The 26,828-nt window shown below is 62.2% G+C and carries 24 protein-coding genes; 12 read left to right on the forward strand and 12 right to left on the reverse strand.

Annotation, left to right across the window (positions count from 1 at the left end):
* Positions 1-18 precede the first annotated feature (18 nt).
* A complete protein-coding gene (xylF, locus tag B4F27_RS01345) occupies positions 19-1,041 on the reverse strand; it encodes a D-xylose ABC transporter substrate-binding protein (protein ID WP_037942471.1) in 1,023 nt (340 codons plus the stop codon).
* A 262-nt stretch (positions 1,042-1,303) separates the two neighbouring features.
* Here xylF and B4F27_RS01350 point away from each other — a divergent pair, with 262 nt between their 5' ends.
* Both B4F27_RS01350 and B4F27_RS01355 read left to right on the forward strand, forming a co-directional pair.
* Positions 1,304-2,530 (forward strand): ROK family protein, encoded by a 1,227-nt coding sequence (locus B4F27_RS01350; RefSeq protein ID WP_286758807.1) that lies wholly within the window; start codon positions 1,304-1,306, stop codon positions 2,528-2,530.
* Positions 2,527-4,041, forward strand: a complete 1,515-nt coding sequence (locus B4F27_RS01355; protein WP_286758656.1) for a CRTAC1 family protein — start codon at positions 2,527-2,529, stop codon at positions 4,039-4,041. Before B4F27_RS01350 ends, B4F27_RS01355 begins: the two co-directional genes overlap by 4 nt.
* Here the strand turns inward: B4F27_RS01355 and B4F27_RS01360 are convergent, their stop codons facing one another.
* Entirely contained in the window at positions 4,042-5,391 is a 1,350-nt protein-coding gene (locus tag B4F27_RS01360; protein WP_286758808.1) for a cytochrome-c peroxidase, read from the reverse strand. It abuts the gene before it with no gap.
* Between the two features lie 187 nt (positions 5,392-5,578).
* On the opposite strand from B4F27_RS01360, the gene B4F27_RS01365 reads away from it, so the two are divergent.
* Positions 5,579-5,920 carry a DUF2853 family protein gene (locus B4F27_RS01365; protein ID WP_009825680.1) on the forward strand — a complete coding sequence of 114 codons (342 nt, stop codon included), beginning with the start codon at positions 5,579-5,581 and terminating at the stop codon, positions 5,918-5,920.
* A gap of 86 nt (positions 5,921-6,006) precedes the next feature.
* Here B4F27_RS01365 and B4F27_RS01370 read toward each other — a convergent pair whose 3' ends face one another.
* The 4 genes from B4F27_RS01370 to tsaD are packed head-to-tail and all read right to left on the reverse strand — an operon-like array spanning position 6,007 to position 8,735.
* On the reverse strand, positions 6,007-6,426 hold the full coding sequence (locus B4F27_RS01370; protein ID WP_005850690.1) for an EVE domain-containing protein: 420 nt from the start codon (positions 6,424-6,426) through the stop codon (positions 6,007-6,009).
* Entirely contained in the window at positions 6,426-6,698 is a 273-nt protein-coding gene (locus B4F27_RS01375) for a YciI family protein (RefSeq protein ID WP_005850688.1), read from the reverse strand. The genes B4F27_RS01370 and B4F27_RS01375 overlap by 1 nt, the downstream gene beginning before the upstream one ends.
* Position 6,699: 1 nt before the next feature.
* A complete protein-coding gene (locus B4F27_RS01380) occupies positions 6,700-7,653 on the reverse strand; it encodes an NAD(P)H-dependent glycerol-3-phosphate dehydrogenase (RefSeq protein ID WP_286758657.1) in 954 nt (317 codons plus the stop codon).
* Positions 7,650-8,735 carry a tRNA (adenosine(37)-N6)-threonylcarbamoyltransferase complex transferase subunit TsaD gene (gene tsaD, locus B4F27_RS01385; RefSeq protein WP_286758658.1) on the reverse strand — a complete coding sequence of 362 codons (1,086 nt, stop codon included), beginning with the start codon at positions 8,733-8,735 and terminating at the stop codon, positions 7,650-7,652. The genes B4F27_RS01380 and tsaD overlap by 4 nt, the downstream gene beginning before the upstream one ends.
* Before the next feature lie 80 nt (positions 8,736-8,815).
* On the opposite strand from tsaD, the gene B4F27_RS01390 reads away from it, so the two are divergent.
* Positions 8,816-9,517, forward strand: a complete 702-nt coding sequence (locus B4F27_RS01390; RefSeq protein ID WP_286758659.1) for a uroporphyrinogen-III synthase — start codon at positions 8,816-8,818, stop codon at positions 9,515-9,517.
* Here the strand turns inward: B4F27_RS01390 and B4F27_RS01395 are convergent.
* Positions 9,509-10,231: a hypothetical protein gene (locus B4F27_RS01395; protein ID WP_286758660.1), complete on the reverse strand. Its 723-nt coding sequence runs from the start codon at positions 10,229-10,231 to the stop codon at positions 9,509-9,511. The genes B4F27_RS01390 and B4F27_RS01395 overlap by 9 nt on opposite strands.
* Between B4F27_RS01395 and B4F27_RS01400 the strand changes: the two genes are divergently transcribed.
* The 4 genes from B4F27_RS01400 to B4F27_RS01415 all read left to right on the forward strand — a co-directional run bounded on the left by B4F27_RS01400 (position 10,212) and on the right by B4F27_RS01415 (position 14,072).
* A complete protein-coding gene (locus B4F27_RS01400) occupies positions 10,212-11,111 on the forward strand; it encodes a COG4223 family protein (protein ID WP_286758661.1) in 900 nt (299 codons plus the stop codon). The genes B4F27_RS01395 and B4F27_RS01400 overlap by 20 nt on opposite strands.
* Before the next feature lie 12 nt (positions 11,112-11,123).
* A complete protein-coding gene (locus B4F27_RS01405) occupies positions 11,124-12,635 on the forward strand; it encodes a heme biosynthesis protein HemY (protein WP_064217252.1) in 1,512 nt (503 codons plus the stop codon).
* 159 nt (positions 12,636-12,794) lie between these two features.
* Positions 12,795-13,499, forward strand: coding sequence for a fumarylacetoacetate hydrolase family protein (locus B4F27_RS01410; protein ID WP_037965638.1), 705 nt, complete (start codon positions 12,795-12,797; stop codon positions 13,497-13,499).
* Positions 13,500-13,589: 90 nt separating this feature from the next.
* Positions 13,590-14,072, forward strand: coding sequence for a c-type cytochrome (locus B4F27_RS01415; protein ID WP_286758662.1), 483 nt, complete (start codon positions 13,590-13,592; stop codon positions 14,070-14,072).
* A 62-nt stretch (positions 14,073-14,134) separates the two neighbouring features.
* Here B4F27_RS01415 and B4F27_RS01420 read toward each other — a convergent pair whose 3' ends face one another.
* The 4 genes from B4F27_RS01420 to B4F27_RS01435 all read right to left on the reverse strand — a co-directional run bounded on the left by B4F27_RS01420 (position 14,135) and on the right by B4F27_RS01435 (position 18,540).
* Positions 14,135-15,130 (reverse strand): P1 family peptidase, encoded by a 996-nt coding sequence (locus B4F27_RS01420; RefSeq protein ID WP_286758663.1) that lies wholly within the window; start codon positions 15,128-15,130, stop codon positions 14,135-14,137.
* A gap of 67 nt (positions 15,131-15,197) precedes the next feature.
* A complete protein-coding gene (locus B4F27_RS01425; protein ID WP_286758664.1) occupies positions 15,198-16,784 on the reverse strand; it encodes an ABC transporter ATP-binding protein in 1,587 nt (528 codons plus the stop codon).
* Positions 16,781-17,596, reverse strand: coding sequence for an ABC transporter permease (locus B4F27_RS01430; RefSeq protein ID WP_037942493.1), 816 nt, complete (start codon positions 17,594-17,596; stop codon positions 16,781-16,783). The genes B4F27_RS01425 and B4F27_RS01430 overlap by 4 nt, the downstream gene beginning before the upstream one ends.
* The gene (locus B4F27_RS01435) at positions 17,593-18,540 is read right to left on the reverse strand and encodes an ABC transporter permease (RefSeq protein WP_286758665.1); all 948 of its coding nucleotides are present in this window, start codon (positions 18,538-18,540) and stop codon (positions 17,593-17,595) included. The genes B4F27_RS01430 and B4F27_RS01435 overlap by 4 nt, the downstream gene beginning before the upstream one ends.
* Positions 18,541-18,712: 172 nt before the next feature.
* Here B4F27_RS01435 and B4F27_RS01440 point away from each other — a divergent pair, with 172 nt between their 5' ends.
* Entirely contained in the window at positions 18,713-19,165 is a 453-nt protein-coding gene (locus B4F27_RS01440) for a hypothetical protein (protein WP_286758666.1), read from the forward strand.
* A gap of 98 nt (positions 19,166-19,263) precedes the next feature.
* On the opposite strand, the gene B4F27_RS01445 is transcribed toward B4F27_RS01440, so the two are convergent.
* Positions 19,264-22,533, reverse strand: a complete 3,270-nt coding sequence (locus B4F27_RS01445; RefSeq protein WP_286758667.1) for a Hint domain-containing protein — start codon at positions 22,531-22,533, stop codon at positions 19,264-19,266.
* 571 nt (positions 22,534-23,104) lie between these two features.
* On the opposite strand from B4F27_RS01445, the gene B4F27_RS01450 reads away from it, so the two are divergent.
* From B4F27_RS01450 to B4F27_RS01460, 3 genes are read left to right on the forward strand one after another with little or no spacing between them, the layout of a single operon-like run.
* Positions 23,105-24,421, forward strand: a complete 1,317-nt coding sequence (locus tag B4F27_RS01450) for an HlyD family type I secretion periplasmic adaptor subunit (protein ID WP_254794818.1) — start codon at positions 23,105-23,107, stop codon at positions 24,419-24,421.
* Positions 24,422-24,469: 48 nt separating this feature from the next.
* Positions 24,470-25,387, forward strand: coding sequence for a glycosyltransferase family 2 protein (locus tag B4F27_RS01455; protein ID WP_286758668.1), 918 nt, complete (start codon positions 24,470-24,472; stop codon positions 25,385-25,387).
* Positions 25,388-25,414: 27 nt separating this feature from the next.
* Positions 25,415-26,824, forward strand: a complete 1,410-nt coding sequence (locus tag B4F27_RS01460; RefSeq protein ID WP_286758669.1) for an oligosaccharide flippase family protein — start codon at positions 25,415-25,417, stop codon at positions 26,822-26,824.
* Positions 26,825-26,828: the final 4 nt, after the last annotated feature.

Here is a 26,828-nt window from a genome sequence, read left to right on the forward strand (position 1 = left end):
GGGGTGTGCGTTTTGGTCTTAGTTACAGGCCGCGACGTCTGTCACGCCTTGGCACAGGGCTTCTTTCGAAATCCAGCCTGCATCCAGAACCGCGTTCAGGTTGTCGATGGTGACCGGCACGGGGGCTAGAAACTTGGCCGACAGGGCTGTGCCCGCAGGGGATGTCCATTCCTGCGCGCCGTCCACGTCTGCCATCTCGGTGCCGCCGGCAAGGGCAACAGCGATTTCGGCGGCGTTCTTGCCCAGATCGCGGGCGTCTTTCCAGACGCTGACGGTCTGCGTGCCCTTGGCAACACGGTTCAGCGCCGCGTGGTCGCCGTCCTGGCCGGACACGGGCGTGCCTTCCATGCCTTGCGCGGTCAGCGCGGCAACGGCACCGCCTGCTGTCCCGTCATTGGAGGCAACAACCGCATCAACGTTATTGTCTTGCGCGGTCAGGATCTGCTCCATGTTGCGCTGTGCGTTGGCGGGCAGCCAGCCGTCGGTATAGGCTTCGGCAACGATGGTGATATCGCCCGCATCAATCGCGGATTGCAGCACTTCTTGCTGGCCGCCGCGCAGGAAGTCGGCGTTCGGATCGGTGGGCGAGCCCTTGATCATCACATAGTTGCCCTTTGGCATCGCTTCCAGCACGGCACGCGCTTGCATACGGCCCACCTCGACGTTGTCGAAGGTCAGGTAAAAGGCGCGGGGGTCTTCGATCAGGCGGTCATAGCCCACAACCGGAATACCTTCGTCCGCGGCTGCGGTGATTGCGGGGCCGATGGCCTGGCTGTCTTGGGCAAGGATGATCAGCGCATCAACGCCTTGGGCAATCAGGCTTTCCACATCCGACAACTGCTTGGCCGACGACGATTGCGCATCGGCGCTGACATATTTCGCACCGGCAGCGTCCAGCGCGGCCTTGATCGCGGCCTCGTCTGTTTTCCAGCGCTCTTCTTGGAAGTTCGACCAGCTCACGCCGACGGTGATATCCTCGGCTGCTGCGGTCTGAGTGAAGCCAGCAGTGGCGACGGCCGCTGCCATAAAGAGTTTACGCATTTCTTTCCTCCCAGATGAAATGATCCGATGTCCTTGGTGGCATCGGTGACGTCGTAGTATGAGGTTGCGCACTTTAATTCAGTTGTCAAAATAAATTTTACATTATGACACAAAGAATTTGACACAGATCGGCAAAACACGGCTTATTTCCTGTGGGAGACAGAGGGATTAACCTGTTGCAGGGGAATTTCAAAATACATCGGGAGGATAAAGTTTGGCGAGCGAACTAATTCGCGACCTTGGGTCGGAGGGGTCAAAACTTGTGTCTTCAGGCTGTGGCCCGCTGCTGGCCTTGCCGCAGGATGATACACGCCCGCTGCGCCAACAGGTGTTTGAACAGGTCCGCGCGAACGGGCAGATGCCGCGCATGGATGTGGCGCGCAAGCTCAACATCAGCCCCGGGTCGGTGACCACCATCACCTCTGATCTGATCGCGCGCGGTCTGCTGCAAGAGGTAGAGGACAGCCAGCGCGGCCCCAGCCGTGGCCGCCCGCCCATTGCCCTGCGGGTCGCCCCGCAAAGCCGTTTCGTTGTGGGCATGAAGCTGTCGGACGAACGCCATACCGCGGTATTGCTGGATCTTGCAGGCACGATCATCGCCAAGGCCCATGTCGCTAGTGCGTCGCTGCGGCAGTCTACCGAAGATATGTTGTCCGAAGTCAGTTCCCTCATGGACAGGCTGTTGCTGAAATCCGGGCGTGTGATGTCCGACATCAGCGCGGTGGGAATCGGCTTGCCCGGGCTGGTGGATGCGAGCCTCGGGATCGTGAAATGGTCGCCGGTGATGCTGGATACGGATATGCCGCTGCGCGATCTGCTGTCGAAAACGCTGGGGCTGCCTGTGTCCTTGGACAATGACACCAACCTGCTGACGCTGGCCGAACTGTGGTTCGGGGCCGGTCGGGGGATTTCCAACTTTGCCGTGGTGACCATTGAACGCGGCGTCGGCATGGGGCTGGTGCTGAACAACCGGCTGTTCCGCGGCGCCCTTGGCCCGGGGATGGAGCTGGGGCACACCAAGGTGCAGTTGGACGGGGCCCTGTGCCGTTGCGGGCAGCGCGGCTGTCTTGAGGCCTATGTCGCCGATTACGCCATTATCCGCGAGGCAGGCACCGCATTTGAACGCGACCCGCGCGCCGAAAGCTCTGCCGTGTCGATGATCGAAACCCTGTATGACGAAGCGAACGCAGGCAACGAGGCCGCGCTGGCGATCTTTAACCGCGCCGGACGGTTCCTGAGCGTCGGGCTTGCCAATATCGTGCAGTTGTTTGACCCCGAACGGATCATTCTCAGCGGCGAACGGATGCGCTATGACTATCTGAACGTTGACGATGTGTTAAGCGAGATGAACTCTATGATCCTACCCGCGGGCCGCGCGCCGACCCCTGTCGATATCCACGCTTGGGGCGGGTCCGTCTGGGCGAAAGGGGCCGCTGCACTGGCCCTGTCCGATGTGACCGACGCCCTGCTGGGCGAGGCTGCTGCGTGATCCATCGTTTGCTGGCGGCAGCCTGTGTCTTTGCCACTGCTGCCCATGCCGATCCGTTGTTTCAGGACATCAGCGCTGGCCTGCCCGACCACCATTATGCCGGCGGGTGGGAACATTTTGTCGGCGGCGGTGTCTCGGCGTTTGACTGTTCGGGCGACGGGCTGCCCGATCTGGTGGCCGCTGGTGGCACTGCACCGCTATTGCTGCTCAAAAACGTCTCTGACACGGAGGAAATCGCCTTTGAACGGGCTGTGATCGACCCCGAGATTACGGGCGCCACGGGGGCCTATCCTGTCGATATGAACGGCGACGGGCTGCTTGATCTATATGTCATGCGCGTCGGGCCGGACCGTGTGCTTAAGGGCGGCGCAGATTGCCAGTTCACCGATGTGACAGAGGCATGGAACATCCCGCAAACCGATCAATGGACCACCGCCTTCACCGCCTGGTGGCAGGATGGCGCATCCTTCCCCACGCTTGCCATCGGCCATTACGTCGACCGCGCCAATCCCGACGGGCCGTTTGGCGCCTGTGATACCAACACGCTGCTCACGCCCAAGGGCGGCGCCTCGCCCCGCTACACCGCGCAAGAGCTGTCGCCGGGGTATTGCGCCCTGTCGATGCTTGCCGCAGAGGATGCGCGTGGGCTCAAATCGCTGCGAATCTCCAATGATAGACACTATTATGTCTCCGGCGGGGCCGAGCAGATGTGGGACATCGCCGAACAGCGGTTCCTGACCGAAGCGGATGGCTGGGCCAAAGTTTCGCTTTGGGGGATGGGGATCGCCAGCCGTGACCTGACGGGCGACCAACGGGACGAGCTGATGCTCACCTCTATGGGGGACCAGCTGATGCAGGTGGCGCAAGCGGACGGGAGTTATCGCGGCGCGGCCTATGACATCGGCACCTATGCGCAGCGCCCCTATGTGCCCGGCGATGGCCGCCCGTCTACCGGATGGCACGCCAGTTTCGCCGATGTGAACAACGATGGCCGCGCCGATCTGTTTATCGCCAAGGGCAATGTCGACCAGATGCCCGGCATGGCGATGCGCGATCCGAATAATCTGTTGATCCAAGGGGCCGATGGCCGCTTTACCGAGGTTGGCGACACCTCAGGTGTGGCCGATATCGCGCGGTCACGGGGGGCGGCGCTGGCGGATTTTGATGGCGACGGGCTGTTGGATCTTGCCGTGGTGAACCGGCGCGCGCCGATGCGTATGTACCGCAATGCGACGCCCGACGCAGGCCGCTTTGTGCGCATCGCGGTGCGGGGCGCGGGCGGCAATCGCTTTGCCGTGGGCGCGCGGGTGATCGTGACGGTGGGCGACGCCGTGCAAAGCCAGCAAGTCACCATCGGCGGCGGTCATGCGGGGGCGGTGCTGGCACCGCTGCATTTCGGCATCGGCGACGCGGCAGAAGCAACGGTGCAGGTCCGCTGGCCCGATGGCACGCAAAGCGACCCCATGCGCGTGACGGCAGGCGATCAGATCACGGTGACGCAGCCCGATTGATCAGGGCGCACCGCCCACGGCCAGCCCGCTTGGCACCGTGTCAGGGATACCCAAGCGCCCCGATAGCGCCTGCGGGTCATCCAGACTGCGCAAGAAAGATACTAACGCGGCGATATCACCCGGATTCAGCCCTTTGGGCGCGCGGATCATCGCGGCTTGGGTGATGGCATCGCGGGCGGCGGGGTCGTCCATCTCGCGCCAGTCATCCCCGTCCAGCGGCGGCAGGCGCACCCCGTTTCTGTCAGCCGCGCCGGGGGCAAAGCGTTTCGCCGCGTGGGCCGGATCCATATGATCGCGCAAGAACTTCTCTATCTGGCTGTGCCCGCCCGCATGCCCCCAAGGGCCGGTCTGCATCACATTGCGCAGGGACGGCGTGCGGAAGGCATAGGCATCGGCCCCATTGCCGGTCACCCCCATGCGCCCCGTATCGCGGGTATGGGTTTCAAACACGGCCGCCTTGCCGGGGCCAAGCTGCGGTGCCCCCATCGCATGAAAACTATGGTCAGTCTGGAACGCCCCCGCGTGGCAGGTGCTACAGCCCGCAGCGCCATAAAACAGCGCCATGCCCTTTTGCGCATCGGCGTCCAACGGGGCTGACGGATCGCGCAGATAGGCATCAAAGGCAGAGCTGTCGGACCGCCATTCATAGGCCACAAAGACGGCAATCGCGTTTGAAATATCGGTAAATCCGATGTCGTCGGGCGTGGTGATATGATCATAGACCGATTGGAACCGCCGCGCATAGTCGGGCAAGCCCGCCACCCGTCGCGCCAGAATATCCCACGCCCCGCCCTGCGCCGTGATCAGACCCTGACGCACGGCTTTGGCAACGTCATTCTCCATATTCTGGCCGGCCATCTCGTCGGGGCTGAGCACCGGAAACATGGTTTGGGCCGAGAGCAAAGATGCAAAACCGTCAAGCATATCGTCGTCCAGCGGCGTGCGGAAACCCGAGGGCATCTCGGCGTCAACCTCGATCCGGCCATCGTGGAACAGCACGGTGAATTCCTGTGCGCCCAGATTGAACAAGGCGGGCGAATTGCGCGGGATGCGGTGGGGCGGCATGTTGTCGGGATCCCCGCGCCGTTCCAGCCCCAGCCCGACCCCACCTTCGCCCAGACCCAGTGACACGCCATCGCTGGTGGCAAAATCAGGGTGGTGACAGGTGGCGCAGGCGATATTGCGGTTGCCCGACAGGATCGGATCGTAAAACAGCAACTGCCCGAGGATCGCCTCGTCCAGATCAATGGGCGCAAAGCTGGCCGGATCAACGGGGTCGGGCAGCGGCCCAGCGACGCTGGGAAACGGCGCAAGACAAAGGGCGAAAGCGGTGGCGAGGGCGGTCTTCATCATCGCAGTTTTGCGGAAAAACCGCTTCAGTACAAGCGTTTGACGCGGGGCGAGCCGCACTCAAGACATGCCGAAAACCCCACAGACAAACGCAGGCGGGAAAAAATTCTTTTGCGCGCGTCAAAACCGCTTTAGGGTCTGAAACAAGGCCGGAAACATCGGTCAAATCAACGGTTGGAGACCACGAATGGGCAAAAGAGATGAATGGATCGCGAAATATGCCGACGATCTGCAAACGAAATGCGGCATGACGCCAGATATGGACCTGCTGACGAAAGTGACCATCGGGTGCGGTCCGTCGATCTATAACGCTGACGCGCAGACCATCGCCGCGTCGCAGGAAAGCGAGCTTGAGCTGGTCAAGAACAACTTCCTCATCAAAAAGCTTGGTCTCTCGGATAGCCCCGAGCTGATGGACGGTATCAACAAAGCCGTAGAGACATACGGCAAATCCGAGCGGAACAAATACCGCGCGGTGGTCTACTATATGCTGACCAAACATTTCGGCAAAGAATCCGTTTACGCGTAAATCTGACCCTGTCGAACTGAAAACGCCCGCTTGGTTCAGCGGGCGTTTTTATGTCTAAAGCGTGTGCCTAAAGCGTGTAGTAGGCTCTAGGGTTTGGTGTTTCCAAGGGCGCAGATCGCGCTCCATTGCTCTGATGTGACAGGCTGGACAGACAGACGCGGGCTTTTGACCAGCGGCATATCATCGAACCGGCCATCGGCCTTGATATCGTCCAGCGTCACCGGTTTTTCAAACGGGCGCACGGCTTTGATATCGACACATTCCCAGCGTGCGTCCTCGGTCGAGCTATCGGGATGCGCGGCGGCGCAGACCTCGACAATGCCGACAATCGCGCGCTCGCCTTGCGAATGGTAGAAGAACCCCAGATCGCCAACTGCCATCTCGCGCATGAAGTTGCGCGCCTGATAGTTGCGCACGCCGTCCCATTCCTCGCCCGCGTCCCCCTTGGCGACCTGATCCGGCCAGCCCCAGGTCGAGGGTTCGGATTTGAACAGCCAGTAGGCCATTACCCGATCACCCGGTTCCACGGGATCAGCTGCACATCGGCGAACAACCCGGCCTTGGCATAGGGGTCATTGTCGGCCCAATCCTGAGCCGCGGCTTTGTCGGCGACATCCAGAATGACCAAAGACCCGATCATATCGCCGGCATCATCCAGCAGCGGACCGGCCTGGGCAACGACGCCCGTGGATTTCAGATATTCCACATGGGCGGGGCGGTTTTCTTGACGCACGGAAAGCGCGCCAGCTTTGTCTTTGGCAATAAGGGCAACCAGCATGTTATTCTTCCTTTAAAGGGCGGGTCAAAAGCGCTTTCATCGCGCTTGCTACATCTAAGCGGTTCTCGACCAGACCTGCAACGGCGGCGGTGATCGGCAGATCCAGCCCGTTGTCATGGGCCAGCGCATCGACCGCCCGCGCGGTGGCGGCACCTTCGACGGTGGTGGCGCTGTCAAAGGGCTCCCCCCGGCCGAGGGCCAGCCCCAGCCGGTAGTTCCGCGATTGGGTCGAGGTGCAGGTCAGCGTCAGATCGCCAAAACCGGACAGGCCCGCCAAGGTCACCGGATCCGCTTGGTGATGCGCGGCAAGCCGCTGCATTTCGGCAAAGCCACGGGTCATCACGGCAGCCCGCGCACTTTCGCCCAGACCGGCCCCGATCGCGGCACCGCAAGCGATGGCCACAACGTTTTTCAGCGCCCCGCCCAGCTCCGCACCCACGGTATCAGCGGTGCGGTAAAGACGCAGGTTTGCCGTTGTTAGGCTCTGTTGTAGGGTCGCGCAGGTGGTTTTATCGGCGCAAGCAAGGGTCAGCGCCGTGGGAAGCCCCCGCGCAATATCCGCGGCAAAGCTTGGCCCGGTCAGGATCGCTGCGGTCGCATTGGGCAGCACCTCGCGGATCACGGCGACAGGGCCAAGGCCGGTGTTCAGCTCGATCCCTTTGCAGCAGGCGACGATGGTCTTGCCGTCCAATGCGACAGCGTTATCGCGCAGAAATCCGCGCAGCTTTTGCATCGGGACGGCGGCGAGCAAGGTCTGCGCCTTGGCGGCCTCTGCCAGATCCTCGGTCACGAACAGGCCCTCGGGCAGCGGGCAACCGGGCAGGCGGGCGGTGTTTTCACGGCTTTGCCCCATGCCCTGCGCATCCCGTGCCCACAGCGTCACCGCGCCCTTACCCGCCAAAGAGATCGCCAACGCGGTGCCAAAGGCACCGGCCCCCAGAACGGCAATGCTCATGCTTTCGCTCCTTTTTTGCCGCTGCCCAACATGGCGGGCTGGCGTGTGTCCAGCGGCCAACGCGGGCGGGCCGACAGGGTCAGATCATCGGGCGCGCGCAGCTGGCTTTGCTCGATCGCGGCAAAGGCGATCATCGCGGCATTGTCGGTGCACAGCGACAGCGGCGGCGCGATAAAGGCGCAGTCTACTTCGGCGGAAACAGTCTCTAACCCGCGGCCTATTGCCTTGTTCGCGGCCACGCCACCCGCAACACAAAGGGTGCGCACATCAGGCGCGTGATCCAGATATTTCCGCAAGGCGCGGCGGGTCTTTTCGGCCAGTACATCGGTAACGGCAGCCTGGAACCCGGCAGCCAGATCGGCCTGATCCTGAACGCTCAACCCGCCTTTTTCGTCGATCACCTTGTCCCGCGTGCGCAGCACCGCCGTTTTCAACCCCGAAAAAGACATGTCGCAATCGGGCCGGTCCAGCAGCGGGCGCGGCAGGGCAAAGCGTTTGGGGTCGCCCGCCTTGGCCGCGTGTTCAATCGCGGGCCCCCCCGGTTGCGGCAGTGAAATCAGGCGCGCCACCTTGTCAAAAGCCTCGCCCGGGGCGTCGTCGATGGTGCCGCCCAAGCGTTCAAACCGGTCCGGCCCGTGCACCAGCAGGAACTGGCAATGCCCGCCGGACACCAGCAACATCAGGTAGGGATAGGGCACATCATCGGTCAGCCGTGGCGTCAGCGCATGGCCCGCAAGATGGTTCACACCATACATCGGCTTGCCCGTCGCGGCCGACAGCCCCTTGGCGCACATCACCCCCGAAAGCACCCCGCCGATCAGCCCCGGTCCCGCGGTCACGGCGAAACCGTCAACATCCGCCAAGGTCAGTGCGGCCTCGGCCAGCGCCTTTTCGACACAAAGGTCCAGCTTTTCCGCGTGGGCGCGGGCGGCGATTTCGGGGACGACACCGCCGAAAGAGGCATGAAGCTCGGTCTGCCCCACAACGACGGAGGACAGCACGAGGGCGCGATGCCCCGGCAGCTGACGCACCAGTGCGGCGGCGGTATCATCGCAGCTGCTTTCCAATCCAAGAAGTAACATGGCTGTTTCCGTTGCAAGGGTGACAGGGGCCAAGTAACACCTTGGGGCAGGTGGAACAATCCTTGGGGCCCAAGCGTCAGATGACAAAACCAGCGTTGATCCTGACCCGCCCCGCGCCCGCCTGCGCGGCGTTTGCGGCCAGCCTGCCGGCTGCGCTTCTGTCGCGGGTGCGGGTGGTGACCAGCCCGTTACTGCAAATTCTACCGACCGCAGCACCTGTTGATCTGGGCGGCATCGGCGGGGTGATCTTTACCTCGGCCAATGGGGTGGCGCATGGCCCGGAGGGCGGCACCCTGCCGGCCTATTGTGTGGGCGAGGCGACGGCGCAGGCGGCTGCGGCCAAGGGCTGGCAGGTCGCGTGTCACGCGCCCGATGCCGCGCATTTGCTCCCGATGATCAAGGCACATCGCCCCGCAACGCCCCTGCTGCATCTGCGCGGCACGCATCAGCGCGGGGATATTGCCGAACGGTTAACGCAGGCCGGTCTGCCGACGCGCCCTGTGGTGCTTTATGACCAGCAGGCGCTGCCCCTGACGCGTGACGCCCAAGCCGCGCTGTCAGATGGCCCGTCGATCGTGCCGCTGTTTTCCCCGCGCACCGCCGCGCAATTCGCCGATCAGGCTCATGACACGCGGCGGGCCACCATCATCGCCCTCAGCCCCGCCGTGGCCGAGGCTCTGGACCGCACAGTGGTTCAGCAGATACTCATCGCCCCTGAACCAACCGCCACGTCACTGCGTTTTACGCTTGAAACTGCGGTGGATTGGAACAGGTTAGCTTGAAGGTCGACCTAGATGCCGTCTAAGGTTGTGCAATACGTCTGATATCAGGTCAGAATCGGAAAGGTTTTTAAGCGTGGCGAAAGCGAAAACACCCAGTTCAGGTGACGACACCCCGAAGACATCTTCGACATCAAAGGCGTCTGCTGCCGCCGCCAAGCCGAAGACCACAGCCAAAAAAACCGGATCGTCCACCACGACAAAACCGGCTGGGACAACGGCGAAGCCATCACCGGCCAAGCCCAAGCCTGCGGCCAAGACATCTGCTGCAAGCGCGGCGAGCGCTGATAAAACCGCGACAGGTAAAGCCAGCGATGACAAAGCGAGTGCCAAACCGGAAAGCGTGAAAACCACCGACACAGCATCGACCGTCTCGAAAGCAAGCGACGCCAAAGAGGCAACGACGGCCACCGTGAAAACGGGGGGCAGTGATACAGCGGCCAAGGCTGCTTCGCCCGCGACCGCCTCGACGTCTGCCAAACCCGAGACGAAGCCGAGCGACGCGAAATCCGATGCAAAGCCCGACGCGAAAGATGTAAAGCCGGACACGGCCTCTGATAAACCGGCGACACCCGCGCCCAAGCCCGCAACGTCAACCGCATCGACCACATCAGCGAAACCGGCCACGCCGACGAAAACGCCGCCCCCCGTCACGCCCGTGGCAGAGCCTGAAAAGCGCGGTAGTGTCTTTTGGCCGATGCTGTTCGGCGGGATCATCGCGGGCGGGATCGGCTTTGCCGTGGCGGAATATGATTTGCTGGAACAGGCGGGCCTGCGCCCTGCGGACAGCTCGCAATCTAGCCTGACCGACACGATCGCCGCGCAAGAAGCACGGATCAAGGCGCTGGAAGAAACAGATCCGGCCCCCGCGCCCACCGATGACGCCGCCCTGCAAGAGGTTCAGGCGCTGGTGGCCGAACTGGCCACCCGTGTGGATGATCTGGGCAGCCGCCCCGCGACAGAGGCACCGGCCCCCGTCGATACGTCAGCCTTTGAACAGGAACTGGCAGCGCTGCAATCCTCGGTCGAGACGCAGCGCGATGAAATCCAACGTCTGCTCGACAATGCGCTCAGCGTCGAAGAAGCTACGGCGCAAGCCGCACAGGCCGCGACGTTGCAATCCGCCTTGGGTCGGATCGTCTCTGCCGTCACAACCGGCCAGCCCTTCGAGGCAGAGATCGCCGATCTGCAAGCCAATGGTATTCAGGATGTCCCGCCGGCCCTTGCCGATACGGCGGCCACGGGCGTTGTCACCGCGGCCAATCTTCAGGACCGTTTCCCCGATGCGGCACGGGCATCGCTTGCCGCGGCACGTGCGGCCTCGCCTGATGTGGACGGGGGCGGCATCGGCGGCTTCTTCAAGCAGCAGTTGGGGGCGCGGTCGGTTGCACCGCGTGACGGGGATGACCCCGACGCGATCCTGTCTCGCGCCGAAGCCGCAATGCGCGACGGGCGTCTGGCCGATGCGCTGGCAGAGGTGAAAGCCCTGCCGCCCGAAGCCCAAGAGCCCCTGTCCGAATGGCTCTCTGATGCGCAAGCGCGCCACGACGCCCAAGACGCCGTACAGACATTGACACAACGCCTGACGGCGAACTGAGGAACCTGATTTATGCTTTGGTCACTGATTAAGATCGTTGTGTTCGTTGCGGTGATTGCCGCCATCACCTGGGGCGCATCGTTCTTGCTGGAAAGCTCGGGCGGGTTGCAGGTCACCGTGATGGGCACCGAATACAGCTTTGGCCCGCTGCAATCCGTCATCGCCGTGGTCCTGCTGGTTGTCGCGGTCTGGATCATGCTCAAGATCTTTGCGCTGCTGGTTGCGGTCTGGCATTTCCTGAACGGCGACGAAACCGCGCTGTCGCGCTATTTCGACCGCAACCGCGAACGCAAAGGCTACGAGGCGCTCTCTGAAGGGCTTATGGCGCTGGCCAGCGGCGAAGGGCGTCTGGCGATGGCCAAAGCCGCAAAGGCGGATAAATACCTTGAACGTCCCGACCTTACCAATCTGCTGATCGCGCAGGCCGCGGAAATGGCGGGCGACCGTCGCAAGGCAGAAGAGACCTATCGCAAGCTGGTGACCAACGAACGCACCCGTTTTGTCGGTGTGCGCGGGATCATGAAACAGAAGCTGGCCGAAGGCGACACGGAAACCGCGCTGAAGCTGGCCGAGAAAGCTTTTGCCATCAAACCGAAACATGCCGAAACCGGTGATGTGCTGCTGAAACTGCAGGCCGAGAAAGAAGATTGGGCCGGTGCGCGCCAAACGCTGAACACCAAGCTCAAGAACGGCCAGATGCCGCGTGATGTGCATAAACGTCGTGATGCCGTGCTCGCCCTGTCCGAGGCGAAAGACGTCATTGCCGAAGGCAACAGCATCGAAGCCCGCGAGGCCGCGATCGAGGCGAACCGCCTGTCCCCCGATCTGATCCCCGCAGCCGTGATGGCGGCGCATGGCTATATCGATCAGGGCAAACCGAAATATGCGGCCCGCGTGCTGAAAAAAGCGTGGGACGTGCAGCCGCACCCCGATCTGGCCGGTGCCTTCGCCGCGATCCAGCCGGACGAGACCCCGAAAGAGCGGCTCAAGCGGTTTACCACGCTGACCCGCGTGCAGCCCGACCACCCCGAGACCAAGATGCTGCTGGCGGAGCTGAACATCGCCGCCGAAGATTTCCCGCAAGCGCGCCGGTCCTTGGGGGATCTGGTCGAAACCGACCCGACCGCGCGTTCGGTCACCTTGATGGCGGCCATCGAACGCGGCGAGGGGGCCTCGGATACTATCGTCAAAGGCTGGCTGGCACGGGCGCTGACCGTATCGCGCGGCCCTCAGTGGATTTGTGACAACTGCCAACATATCCACGCGAGCTGGAAGCCGATCTGCGAAAACTGCCACAGCTTCGATACGCTGGCGTGGAAAACCCCGCCCATGTCCGAAGTCGCCATGCCCGGCGGTGTGCAGATGCTGCCGCTGATCGTCGGCGCACTAGAGGATAACTCGGGCGCGGATGCCAAGCCGCCTGTCGCCACCCGCGCCGATATCGAGGATGCAGAGTTGATCGACGACACCCCCGCAGGCGCCGCCGATCCGGTTGAAAAACCAGCGACCCAGCCCGAGAAATAGCGCGGGGCCCAAAGGTAAACGAAAACAAAGGCCGGCACGTATTGTGTCGGCCTTTTGCGTTGCAGCCTATGTCTAATCTGCCTTTTGGTGTCTTATCGGATGACGGGGCTCCCGCAGGGGCGTATGTCTGTGACACGACTATTGCAAAGGATATGCCCCATGCCCGCTGATGATTTTGTATTCCCCCCCGCGCCACAGGCCAGTCTGGCTGTGCAGGGCACCGATGCCCGTTTTCCCATGCGCCGCATCTTCTGCGTGGGTCGCAACTACGAGGCGCACGCCCGCGAGATGGGCAAAGATCCGACGCGTGAGGCTCCGTTCTTTTTCACCAAACCCGCCGATGCGGCGCTGGATACGCCTTGCACCATCCCCTATCCGCCCCAGACAGAAGATCTGCACCACGAGATCGAGCTGGTGATCGCCATCGGCAAAGGCGGGCGCAACATCGCGGAAGCTGACGTGATGGATCACGTCTGGGGGGCTTCGGTCGGGATCGACCTGACCCGCCGTGACCTGCAGGCAGAGGCGAAGAAAGCCGGTCGGCCATGGGATTGGGGCAAGGCCTTTGACAACTCCGCCCCGATTGCCGCGCTGAAACCCATCGCCGATGTCCCGTCTGTGGAACAGGGGCGCATCTGGCTTGCCGTGAACGGTAAGGTGCGGCAGGACGCCGATCTGGCCGATCTGATCTGGTCGGTACGTGAACATGTGGCGATCTTGTCGCAATCTATGGCGCTGGCCCCGGGGGATATCATCATGACGGGCACACCAGCCGGTGTCGCAGCCCTTGTGGAAGGGGATGTCGTGACCGGCGGCGTTGACGGGATCGCGACGCTTGAGGTGACAATAGGCCCCCGCGCCTAAACCCCGGCATCGCCCCGCGACAAAGCGCCCGTTGAATTCGCGGGGGTGCCGCCTAGGTTACAACATGATTCATACATATGGGAAATCGCAATGAAACATCTCTATAGCGCTCTACTGGCCACCGTGATCGCGGTTCCGGCCCTGGCAGACAGCCATAGCATGGGTGACGCAGACGCCGGCGAAAAGCAGTTCGGCAAATGCAAAGCCTGCCACATGATCGTGGACGACGCAGGCGAGACGATCCAGCGCGGCGGCAAGGTCGGTCCGAACCTTTACGGTATCATCGGTAAGCAGGCCGGCACCGTCGAAGACTATCGCTATGGCGATGATCTGGTCGCCGCCGGTGAAGCCGGTCTGGTCTGGGACGAAGCCAATATGGCCGAATACCTGCTGAACCCCACCGATTTCCTGCGCACCACACTGGATGACAAGAAAGCCCGTTCGAAAATGTCGTTCAGAATGCGTAAAGGCGGCGAAGATGTAGCGGCCTATCTCGCGACGTTCTCTCCCGAAGCCGAGGCCGCAGCAGACGCGCCCATGGCCGACGATGCAGAGGCCGAGAAAACCGAATAAGCGGCTCTAACCAGCCTGATTGGCCCGCGTTTCCAGAGGGGGACGCGGGCCTTTTTATGACCTTAGCTGTTCAGATCAGACCAGCAAGGCAGCAGATCGCCCGCCGCCGGTGTCGCGTGATAGGCTGCCCGCGCAATCGCCCGCGCCAGACACAGTGACGCGGCATGACCGATCAGCGGCAGAATGCTCTCGGCAACCTCATGCGCGCCGGTGCTCAGGCCAAAGACCAGATCACCGTCATAAGGGGTGTGCGCAGGCACCGTGGCCCGCCCGATCCCGTCATGGGCCGCAACTGACATCCGCTGGCATTGCGCCTTTGTCAGGGTCGCATCCGTGGCGACAATCGCGATCGTCGTATTCTCGCGCGGGGACATCGACGCCATCTTGCGGCTTTCCATCGTCATCCCCAGCCCCGTCGCCGGGTCCGGGCCCATGCCGCCGAACTCTGCATCCACCTCGAAGGGGGCGGCGTAGAAGTGACGGTCACCCGGTGTGGTGACGGCCCCCACCGGATTGGCCGCGACCAATGCGCCGACCATTGTCCCATCGGGCAGTTGCAGTGACGCGGACCCCAGCCCGCCTTTCACCATCGCGCTCAGCGCGCCGGTGCCCGCGCCGATGGTGCCGAGCGTGAAATCTTCAGCCGCGGCGTCATAGGCGGCACGGCCCAAGGCGCGGTAGGGGTTCTCTGCCCAAGCCTTGTCCCCGCCGTTCAGCAGGTCGAACAGGATCGCCCCCGGCACCAGCGGGATCGTTGCGTCGCCCAGCCGGAACCCGCGCCCCGCCGCGCGCAGCCCGTCCACCACGCCCGAACAGGCATCCAGCCCATAGGCCGACCCGCCCGACAGCACCAGCGCATCCACCGCGGCGACCGATTTATCGGGGGCGAGCAGATCCGTCTCGCGCGTGCCGGGGGCACCGCCCATCACATGGACAGAGGCGGTAAAGGGGTCATCCGCCAGCAACACCGTCGTGCCGGATTTCAGCGCATCGTCCTGCGCGTTTCCCACCCGAAGGCCGGGCACATCGGTGATCAGGTTTCTGGGTCCGGGTTTCATAGGGCAGGGCCTTTGGTTGGTGCGGGACGCTCCGCGGGGAGTTTATTTGGCAAAATGAAGCAGGGCATCACAGATCCGGCAAACGGGGCGCGGCGGCGAGGAGCTTTTGCGTGTAAGGGTGTTGCGGGCGATCAAAGACGTCGGCGGTGGCGCCTTGTTCGACAATCTGCCCCGATTTCATGACCAGCACCCGGTCCGTGACTGTGCGCACCACCGACAGATCATGGGAGATAAAGAGGTAGGTCAGGTCATAGGCGCTGCAAAGCTCTGCCAGCAGATCAAGGATCTGCGCCCGAACCGAGACGTCGAGCGCGCTCACCGCCTCGTCAAAGAGGATGAGGTCGGGGCGGATGATCAGGGCGCGGGCGATGGCAATGCGCTGGCGCTGCCCGCCCGAGAATTCGTGGATGTATTTGGTCGCATCGTCCGGCGACAGCCCCACGGCGGTCAGCGCATCGGCGATGGCATCGCTGCGGGCGCGGCCCTTGGGCGGGTCGGGCAGCAGGTGGAACGGTTCGGTGATCAGCCGGTCCACGCGGTGGCGCGGGTTGAAGCTGCCGAAGGGGTCCTGGAACACCACCTGCATTTTGCGCCGCACGGCAAGATCGGGTTTGCTGCCGCTATAGACCGCTGCACCGTCCAGCGTAATGCTGCCGGATTGCACCGGTTCCAGACCCAAAAGCGCCCGTGTCAGGGTCGATTTCCCGCAGCCGCTTTCACCCACGAGGCCAAGGCGTTCCCCCCGTTGCAGGGTGAAGGACACGTTATCGACGGCGCGGAAACGCCCCGGTTTGCCGAACAGCGTCTTGCGTGGCAGCACGTAGTCGCGGCTCACGTTTTCCACCTTCAGCAGTGGTTGCGGAGGCGGGGCGGCAGGCAGGGCGACCGCATGGGTCGAGGCGGCAAACAGCATCCGCGTATAGGGGTGGCGCATGGTTTGCAGCAGGGCCTGTGTGTGCCCCTGTTCGACGATCTCGCCCTTGCGCATGACGATGATGCGGTCGGCCATATCGGCGACCACCGCCAGATCATGGGTGATCATCAGCAGCCCCATCTCGTCATCCCGAGCCAGCGATTTCAGCAGATCAAGGATCTGCGCCTGGGTCGTGACATCCAGCGCGGTGGTCGGTTCATCGGCGATCAGCAAGCGCGGCCGCAGCGCGATCGCCATCGCGATCACCACCCGTTGGCGTTGCCCGCCCGACAGCTCGTGCGGGTAGCGGGACAGGGGAAAGCGGTCATTTGGCAGGCCGACCCGTTCCAGCGTCTCGGCGGCTTGGCGGGCCGCGGCTTGGCGTGACACGGTTTTGTCGTGGATACGGATGGTTTCCGCCACTTGATGGCCGATGGTCTGCACCGGGTTCAGCGCCGTCATCGGTTCCTGAAACACCATGCCGATGTCATTGCCGCGGATCGCGCAAAGCTCGGATTCGGGCAGGGCCAGCAGGTCTTGATCCCCCAGCATGATATGACCGCGCGCCTGCGTCCCCTTGGGCAGCAGCTGCATCGCCGCCAGCGCGGTCATGGATTTGCCCGACCCGCTTTCGCCGGTGACGGCCACGATCTCTCCGGCGTCGACACAGAGGGTCACGCCCTGAAGGATATTGAACCGGTGGATCGCCACCGACAGGTTGGTGATGCTAAGCAAGCTCATATCCGGCGCACCCGCAACCGTGGGTCCAGCGCATCGCGCAGCCCGTCGCCCATCAGGTTCAGCCCCAGCACCGTCAGAATGATCGCGAACCCCGGCACCAGCGCCATATGCGGTGCGATGCTGACCATGGTCTGCGCATCTGCCAGCATCCGGCCCCAGGATGGCGTCGGCGGCTGCGCGCCCAGCCCGACATAGGACAGCCCTGCCTCGGCCAGAATGCCGAGGCTGAACTGGATCGTCCCCTGCACGATCAACAGATTGGTCACATTGGGCAGGATATGTTCGACCGAGATCCGCGCCGCCGATTTACCAGCGACCCGCGCGGCGAGGATGAACTCACGCTCCCACAGGCTAAGCGCGGCACCGCGGGTGATGCGCGCAAAGACGGGAATGTTGAAGATGCCGATGGCGATGATCGCGTTCACCGCGCTGGCCCCGAAGATCGCCGTGATCAGGATCGCGATCACCAGCGAGGGGAAGGCAAAGACCAGATCGTTGCCGCGCATGATGATCTCGTCCACCAGCGACCCGCGTTTGGCTGCCGCCCACAGACCAAGCGGCACGCCAAGGCCCATGCCGATGCCCACCGCCACCAGCGCCACGGCAATAGAGGTGCGTGCGCCGACCATGATCATGCTCAGGATATCGCGGCCAAAGTGATCGGTGCCCAGCAGATGCGCACCGCCGACCCCTTGCAGCTTGTTCGGGATATCCATTGCCGTATGGGAAAACGGCGTCCAGACAAAGGACACAAGCGCGGACAGCAGAAAGACCGAGGTCAGCAGCGCGCCAAGGATCAGGTTCCGGTTCATGCGCGCGCCCTCAGACGCGGGTCAACCGCCGCATAGGCCAGATCCACAAGGAAGTTCACCACAATGACCGAGAAGACCAGCAGCATGACCACGGATTCCACCACGATCAGATCCCGCGCCGAAATGGATTGAAACACCAGCCGTCCAAGCCCTGGTAGATAGAACACCTGTTCGATGATGATCGACCCCGCCAGCAGGAAGGAAAATTGCAGCCCGATGATCGTCAGCACAGGGATCAGCGCATTGCGTAACCCGTGCCGCCACAGCGCTTGTCTTTCGGTCAGCCCTTTGGCGCGGGCGCTGCGCATATAGTCTTCGCCCAAGACATCCAGCAGCGCAGACCGCATGACCCGCGCCAGAATGGCCGCCTGGGGCAGGGCCAGTGCGATGGCGGGCAGGGTCAGGGCGTGCAGGCCCGTCAGCACGCCTTGATCCCAGCCGACAAAACCGCCGGCGGCGAACCAGCGCAGGTTGATGGCGAATATCAGCACAAGGATCATCGCGAACCAGAAGTTGGGCACCGCGACCCCCAGTTGTGTGGCCCCCATGACCCCCATATCACCGGCTTTGCCACGCCGTGCCGCCGCATAGATCCCCGCGGGAAAGGCGATCAGCGTGGACAGTCCAAGCGCGTACAGCGCCAGCGGCAGGGACACCCAAAGCCGCGCGGCGATCATCTCGGACACGGGGGTGCGGTAGGTATAGGAGGTGCCGAAATCCCCCTGCAGCAGCCCGCCGACCCAGGCCAGATAACGCGCCGGTTTCGATGCATCGAGCCCAAGTTCACTGCGCAAAGCAGCAAGCGTTTCAGGCTGCGCATTCATCCCCAGCATAAATGAGGCCGGGTCTCCGGGGGCAATTTCGATAACGGTAAAGATCACCAGCGACGCAACAGCCAGGCTGATACAGAGCGAAAGCAAACGTTTGAGCGTGTACCGGATCATGGGGCCGAAAGTAGGCGCGCAATCCAACAGCGTCCAGCGCAGAAAAACCTTTTTAAGGCGAACGGCTTACCCGTCGCTCTCTTTTTGGTGAAGCGATTAGTTTTGGGGCAGGGGAACCAATTCGCGCTGCCCGGGGTTGGGTATGCAGAAACGAGAATTTAGGAGCTTAACGATGACCAACACATTTAAGACACTCGCTATTGCCGCCCTTATGGGTACCGTATCCGCACCAGCATTTGCTGCCGCACATGCTGACACCTCGATGACATGCGCCGAGTTCAACGAACTGTCGAAAGACGATCAGATGATGGTGGCTTCCGCTGCGATCGCAGAGATCGATGATGGTGACAACGGCGGTTCCATGGGCAACTCAGGCCGTGACACAGGTGATACAACCACCACCACTACTGTAACAGCAGCCGAAGCGACCGACGATGAGCCTGAAGAAGGTTCGCTGGAAGGTGACCTGAAAGCTGTGGACGACACCGGTGGTAACACTGCTGAATCCAACATGACGGCAGAGCCTATGGACGAAGCCGCGATGGAAGAGTTCATGGTTGTATGTAACCAGAACCTTGACGCCACCGTAGGTGAGGCCGCTGCTGGTCTGCCAGGCGACAAATAAGACTTAACCCTTTAGGGTTTTGCGGGCGGGTGCAGAAATGCGCCCGCCTTTTTTGTGCGATACAGTGTAGAATACAGTGACTATACCGCGTTTTAGGGTCAGGTGCGGGCCTCTGCCGTTGTCACTGTGTTACGGGTCCGAATGGCCTTGGTCGCCTGCTGCCGGGCCAGATCAGCGCTTGCTTGCAGGATCAGGCGCGAGGGGGTCTTGCCCTTGCCGCGCGCAGGCGCGCCGTGTTGGTTCAACACCTGTTTCTTTTTCAGGAACACGCGTGCTGTGGGGCCATAGACCTTGGCGACTTCTTCGCGGCTGACGCGCCCCGTGCCCAAGGCGGGCAGTACCTTGGAGAATGCCGCGCGATGCGGTTTGCTCATCTGCGTCAGCGCCATCGGGCCGGGGTAGAAGCTTTCCGACGGGACGTTCTCGGCAAAGATCACCTGATGGTCGTCAAACATCAGGTGAACGTAGGTGACCGATTTTTTGCCCTTGGCGATGCGCACGCCTTTGGCCGCGTCGGCAAGATGTTTGGCGCGGGCAAAGCTGTCGCCGCTCTGGCCGACCAAAACACCATGTTGCTGCGAGACCAAGAGATCCCGTTCGGCACCGAAAGTGCCACGTTTGATCAGCACGGGGTGCAGATGTGATCCCTTTTGCATTTGTTCGGCATCGTAAGACCGCGTGTTGATCCAGCGGATTTTCTGCGGGCCGTTGTCCATTGTGGTGACAAGATCGCCGACACGCAGGTCTTCGACCAAGACATCCCCGCGCGGCGTGCGGATGGCGGTGCCTTTGCCAAAGCAGACAACGCCGGTGTTGTCATAGGTAAAGTGCTGCGCCTGCACGCCGATGAACTTGAGCGACCCATCCTCGAACTTGGAATTATAGGTGTAATCCGTGGTCTCGAAGTTGGACTGATCCAGAATGCCATTGTCTTCATAGTCAGCGCGCAGATCGAAGATCTTGTCGTAGTAGCCGCTTAGATCAATGAAATCATTATTGGTGGTGTCGTCGTCATCCAGCGGGCCGGTATTGCCCGCGTTGAAATCGGTGATCGTGTCGTGACCGCCGGAGTAGACAAATACGTCATCGCCGTCGCCGCCTGTCAGCTGGTCGTCGTCCTGACCGCCGTCCAGCGTATCATTGCCGTCGCCCCCGATCAGGGTATCGCGGCCCGCGTCGCCATGTAGATTGTCGTCGCCACCGCCGCCGTCGATTGAATCATTGCCGTCGCCGCCGGACAAGCTGTTGTCCTGTGTCCCGCGCGCGGTGATGGTGTTGTCTTTGCTGTCGCCCTTGACCGACGCGGCAGAGTTCTCGAGCGCGACGTTTTCAAAGTTCAGCAGATCGCCACGGTCGCTCCCTGCGTGGTCCAGCCGGCTGGCGGCAAGATCGACGGTGTGGTCCGCCCCCAGCCCGCTGCCTGCGACATAGGTATCGATGCCATCGCCCGCGTCGATGACGGAGTTCGCGTCGTCCGCTGTGGTGCCCGCCTCGCGGATGATCCGGTCGTCGCCCGTGCCGGCGTCGATGTTATAGGCGCCATCACCAACCTTGATCGTGTCATCGCCTGCACCGGTATCAACCGCGACACCGCCAATGCTGGCATCCACATAATCCGATGAACTGGTCAGAACCAGCTTTTCAATCTCGGTGAAGGAAACGCTGTTGGGGCCTTCGGTCGCGGTGCCCGCCTCTGCGCCGGTATAGGTGACAGAGACACCGTTGCTCAGCGCGTCGAAGGTGACGACATCATAGTCCTTGCCGCCTTCGCCACCGGCGATTTTGTCGGTGCCGAAATCATCTTCCATGACAAACAGATCGGCGTCATCCCCGCCCGACATGGCATCATTGCCAGTGCCGCCCGCGATTGTATCGTGGCCCGTGCCACCCTCGATCCGGTCGTCACCGCTGCCGCCGGACAGGCTGTCATTGTCCGCCCCACCGGAAAGGCTATCATCCCCACCGTCGCCATAGATCGTATCGTTGCCAGCCCCACCGTCCAGCGTATCATTGCCCGCATCGGTCGCGCTGATGGTCGACATCTTGAGGTCGCCAACACGGATCGCGTGGCCGGTATCATCGGGGTCGTGGTTGTTATACTCGATCTCGATCCGCGAAACGGGGCCCGCGATATCGACCTGCAGGAAACCCGTCTTGGCATTGGTCGTGCCCCGCCCCGCATCCGTGCTGATGGCACGGCCGGTTTCGTCGTTCACGTCCAGCGTATCGCTATTGCCCGCCGTCAGATCGACAGGGATAAGATTGCCGTCGGCGTCATAGGCGCGCACGATGACTTCATCCACGAAGCCATAGGCCTGATCGATGTCGAAAATACCGAAGGTGACATTGCTCACCTCGTCCGACACGCCGCTGTCCAGCGACGAGAAGTCGATGCTCATCTTCGCGGTATTCGGGTCCGACCCCTCCGCACCGCCAAGGATACGGATCGACGAACTGTCGCTTAGTTCGTTGTAGTCATACAGCGGGTCGTTCCGCTCCATCGTGGCAGAGCGGAAGTTCTCCCCCTGATCCACGGACATCGTGACCTGGATATTGCCGGACGAGGTGACCCCGGTGATACCACCCGTGACGCTAACGCCGTCCTCGATATTCTGGTTGGCCCAAGAAAACGTCGTTTCTTCGGTGGTGTCGGCGTCGCCGTGGAGGCGGTCGTCGCCGTCATTGCCTGCGATATAGTCATTTCCCGCGCCGCCCAGAATCGTGTCATCGCCCGACCCGGCCGAGATTTTGTCGTTGCCCGCGCCCAGCTTTACCGCGTTGCCGCTGTTGTCCACCTCGTCCGCTTGCGCGTCCGTCGATCCCACACGCATGGAATCATCACCCGACGTCCCATCAACGGTGCCATCCGGCGCAACATAGTCGGCATCGACGCGGCTGGCGTACATCATCGACTCGTTTGAAGAGACAGTGTTGAACGTGATGGAGTCGATGGGCCCCGCCTCAAGCGCGGATTGGTAATCGGAGGAGCTGGCAGCCGGCGCAAGAAACAGGTCGCCGTTGGTAGATTGGAAGACAATCGCCGTCACGGTCGCCTGGGAACCGTCGGCGTAGGTCAGCGTCGCGGCATAGGAAGCGATGGCGTCAAAGTTCTGGCTGTTGCCATCGTCGATGCGGAAGGTATCAGACCCGTTTTCCCCACTGTTATCAGTAGAGTATGTGCCGCGTGCAGTATTTCCATACCCCCGCGCCCCCGGCGAGAAGGATTTGATGTTGTTGTAAAGCGGGCTGTTGGCACCCCCAAAGGTTTCCCCCTCCAGCGAGCGTGCGTTTTCGCTGATCTGGTTTCCCTCGGTCGTATCGATACGACCGACATTCCCAAGGTAGAAAACGTTAAATCTGGTTGCCATTGTTACAGCCCTCAACATCTTTGAACCGGTGGCAGGCCCGTGGCCCGCGTCCTGTGTATTGTTGTGGGTACGGGGACAATGTGGCGTCACTTTGACCGGAAACAAAAACAATGTGGCCATGTTTCTATGCTTTTGATCGAAACAATACACAGTCTGGTAAGGATCAACGCCAAGCGCACAGCGGGGAAACGCGGGGGGCAGGGCCTATGCGCCGCGATGTGATCAAATGGTCTAAAATGCCGGGTATTTAGAGATGTGACCGAAGTGCACGGTAAAAGCGGCGTGAACTTGCAGCGGCCATAGGGCGGGCTTGCTGAAGGTTGACCGCAGAGGTTTTGCCCTAGTCGACTGAAAATAAAGGAGTTTATCTGTCTTTCCCCCCTCGGGGCTGATCTCTTGCTCGGTTTAAACCCATCGGGCAACAGGGCACCCCTGACCCCGTACCGCGCCGCCATGCAGACTCCGCGCCTCAATTCCGCCGCATGAATGCCGCCGCAGCGCCTCAAGCCTCTGTCGAAGGTGAATGCACCCCCAGCATCCCCGCCGGGTTCATCAACCAAAGGAGCTTTCCGTGCCACATCATGCCCCCCCTGAGCCCAAGACCGGCCTTTGGCACATTACCGGTGCCGCGATGGCCGCGATGTTCTGCTTGTTTGCGCTGCTTGGGGGATGGGCCGCGACAACACAGATTTCGGGGGCGGTGATCGCGACGGGGCAGATCGATGTGGCGGGCAAGCCCAAGGTGATCCAGACGGTGGATGGCGGCGTATTGGCAGAGTTGCCGGTCAAGAACGGGGATATCGTCAAGGCGGGGCAGGTCTTGGCGCGGTTTGATGCCACGATCTTGCAGATTGACCTGCGCATGGCGCGCGCCCGTCTGGCCGAGGCAGCGGGTCTGCGTGCCCGTCTGGAGGCAGAGCGTGACGAAAGCCCCGCCCCCCGTTTCGATGCCATTGATCTGCCGCCAAAAATCGGCGCGCTGGATATGTCGCAAGCGCAGGCAGGGCAGGCCGCGATATTCGAGGCGCGGGCCCAGATGCGCGCGGGAATGCGCGCCCGTATGGCCAGTGATCTTGCCGATGTCGAAACCCAGGCCACGGGCCTTAACGGCCAAATCTCTGCGCTGGAACAACAACTTGCCATCCTCACGACAGAGCTGCGCAGCCTCACGCGCTTGGTTGAAAAGGGGCTGGCCCCGCAGGTCCGTTTGTCGCAACTACAGTCCACGCGGGCCGGTTTGCGCGGTGACCTTGCCGCGCGGCGGGCGGATCTGGCGCGGTTGATCCACCAACGCTGGACGCTCAAGCTGGAAAGCCTGCAAGCCGATCGCCGGTTTCAGGAACAGGTCGCGCTGCAACTGCGCGAGGTCACTGCCGAAGTTCAGGAACTGACCCTGTCGATCCTCACCCGCCAGGCGCAGCTTGACCGTATCGCCCTTCGGGCCCCCGTCGACGGGATGGTGCACGAACTGCGCGCCACGACCGTTGGCGCGGTTGTTGGGGCGGGTGCGACCTTGATGGATATCGTGCCGCAGCAGTCAAAGTTCGAATTCGAGGTGCAGGTCGATCCGCGCTCGATCAATCTGGTACGCTATGATCAGCCTGCCACCCTCGTGCTCACCGCCTTTGACCCGCATACGACCCCGCAACTGACCGGCAGCGTTTACAGCATCTCTCCGCAAGTGGTGGTGGACCCGCGCAATGGCGACAGCTTTTATCGGGTCATTCTGGATATCCCCCGTACCGAGCTGGACCGTCTGCCAGCCTCCGTCCGTTTGGTCCCCGGTATGCCGATCGAGGCGTTTTTGAAGACCAAAGACAGAACCGTGTTGAGTTATCTGGCAGAGCCTATCAGCAGCCAGCTGCGCCGGGGGTTCCGCGGCTCCTGAGACCTCGACGTTAGCGAAATCTTTACCATCTTCGCGTCTTAAGAGGGGATGAACACACCGTCCGCCCCGCCCGGCATCACTGTCGTGATCCCCCATCTCAACCAACACAACGCCCTTGCGCGTTGCCTTGCCGCGCTGGACGCGGGCACATGCAAGCCAGCCGAGGTGATCGTCGTCGACAATGGCTCCGCCCGGTCACCGCAAGGAGTTGTTAACGATTACCCATGGGTATCCCTGATCCACCAGCCGATCCCCGGCCCCGGCCCCGCACGTAACCTTGGCGCGGCGCAGGCACGGGGCGATGTGCTTGCCTTTCTCGACGCCGATTGCCTGCCCGACGCGCATTGGCTGGCGCATATTGCCGCGCATATGGCGCGCGATCCCCATAGGATCCTTGGCGGTGATGTCCGTATCGAACGTAAAGGGCGCAGGCTGGACCCCGCGACCGCATATCAAGCGATTTTTGCTTATCGGATGGACCGCTACATCGCGCAGCAGGGGTTCACGGGGACGGGCAATCTGATCGTGCATCGCAAGGTGTTCGACGCGGTCGGCCCGTTCAAGGGCCTCCACCATGCCGAGGACCGCGACTGGGGCCAGCGCGCCACCTTTGCCGGATATCGCATAGGCTTCGCCGCCGATCTGGTTGTCTATCACCCGCCGCATACGGCGACGGGCCTGCGGCTGAAATGGGACAGGCAGCTTGCCCATGACTGGGCGCGATGTACCGGCCTTGGCGGCCGGATCCGGTGGGCGATAAAGGCGCTGCTGCTTATTCCGTCACCGCTATGCGCTGTGGCAGAGGTTGTGAGCAGCCCCCGCATCAAGGGTGCGCGCAACCGTGTGATGGCGTTGATCGGGCTGACGTCTATCCGGCTTTACCGCGCGCGACGGATGCTGTCGCTGCTGCGGGGCCATGACCCCGAACGGCTTTTGCACCGGTGGAACCGCATTGACCTGCCCTGACATCAGATGCGCAACAGGGGGTGGACCGTGATCCGGTCCTTTGGCTTTCTGCTGTCCGGCAACGCCTGCGCCGCGGCGATCTTGCTGCTGCGCACGGTGGTGGTGTCGCGCCTGATCAGCCTCGAAGATTTCGGGATCGGCACAAGCCTCGTGCTCGCGCTTGCTATGATAGAGATGCTGACCGCGCTTGGCTTTCAACAACAGATCGTCAATGCGCCCAAGGGGGATGACGCGGATTTCCATAGCGCGCTGCATGGTGTGGCGCTGATACGTGGCATGATCGGGGCGGTGGCACTGTTCCTTCTCGCGCCGCTTCTGGCGCATGCCTTTGGGGTGTTGCAGCTATCATGGGCGTTTCAGCTGATCTCTGTGGTGCCGCTGTTACAGGGGGGGATGCATCTGGACGTCTATCGCCAGACCCGTCACCACAAACATCGCGCCGCAATAGGGATCGCGCTGCTGCCGCCGCTGGGGTCGTTGGCCGCGCTGCTGCCCCTATCGCGGATGTTCGATGACTTCCGCATCATGCTTTTTGCCGTGTTGGTGCATATGGCGCTGGGCACGCTCATGTCTCACGCAGTTGCGAAACGCCCTTATCGGCTGCGGTTTGATCGGACCATTATGGTCCAAAGCATGCAGTTCGGCTGGCCCCTCATGGCAAGCGGGGCGGTGATGTTTCTGGTGTTCAATGGCGAACGCGCCATCGTCGGGCGTCTTCTGGGGCTAGAGGCGCTGGCCCTGTTTTCCATGGCCGTATCGCTAACACTGACCCCGTCGCTGGTCCTGATGCGCAGCACGATGAGCCTGTTTCTACCCCGCCTGTCAGCCAGCACCGCGCGCCAGGAATTTCGGGCCCAGGCGATCACCACGATCCAAAGCCATATCGTGCTGGCTGCGGGAATGGTCATGGCAGTCAACCTGCTTGGCGGTTCCTTCGTGCACCATGTGTTGGGCGATAAATACCGCGCTGTGCTGCCCCTGCTGACGCTCTTGACGGCGGTTCAGGCGTTGCGGGTGGCCAAAGGCGGGTGTGCGATTGTCGCGCTGGGCGAAGGGTATCGCAAGACCGAGCTTTTGACGGACCTGTTGCGTATCACGTTCCTACCCCTCGCGGCATGGGGTGTGCTGCAAGGCGCAAGCCTGCCCCATGTGGTGCATATCGCAGGACTGGGCGAAGCCGCGGGGCTGATGATTGCGCTGCTCTGGATGCACCGCGTGCAACGGGTGCCGCTCCGGCCATTGGCCCTGCCGCTGATCTGTATGGTCGCGCTATTGGCTTGGGCGGTTTTCACGCAGGACCAGCCGACGGGGTTTCGGGCCGCAGGCTTTGTTCTGTTGCTGGCCGGTCTGGCGATGGTGCTGCCTGACGTCCGCAGACTGATGATTAAGAAAGGAGCATCCGATGGGATGGAGTCCAAGGCGATACAGCACCGTTAAGAAG

The organism is Sulfitobacter sp. UBA1132 (assembly GCF_002311545.1).
GTDB lineage: Bacteria > Pseudomonadota > Alphaproteobacteria > Rhodobacterales > Rhodobacteraceae > Sulfitobacter > Sulfitobacter pontiacus.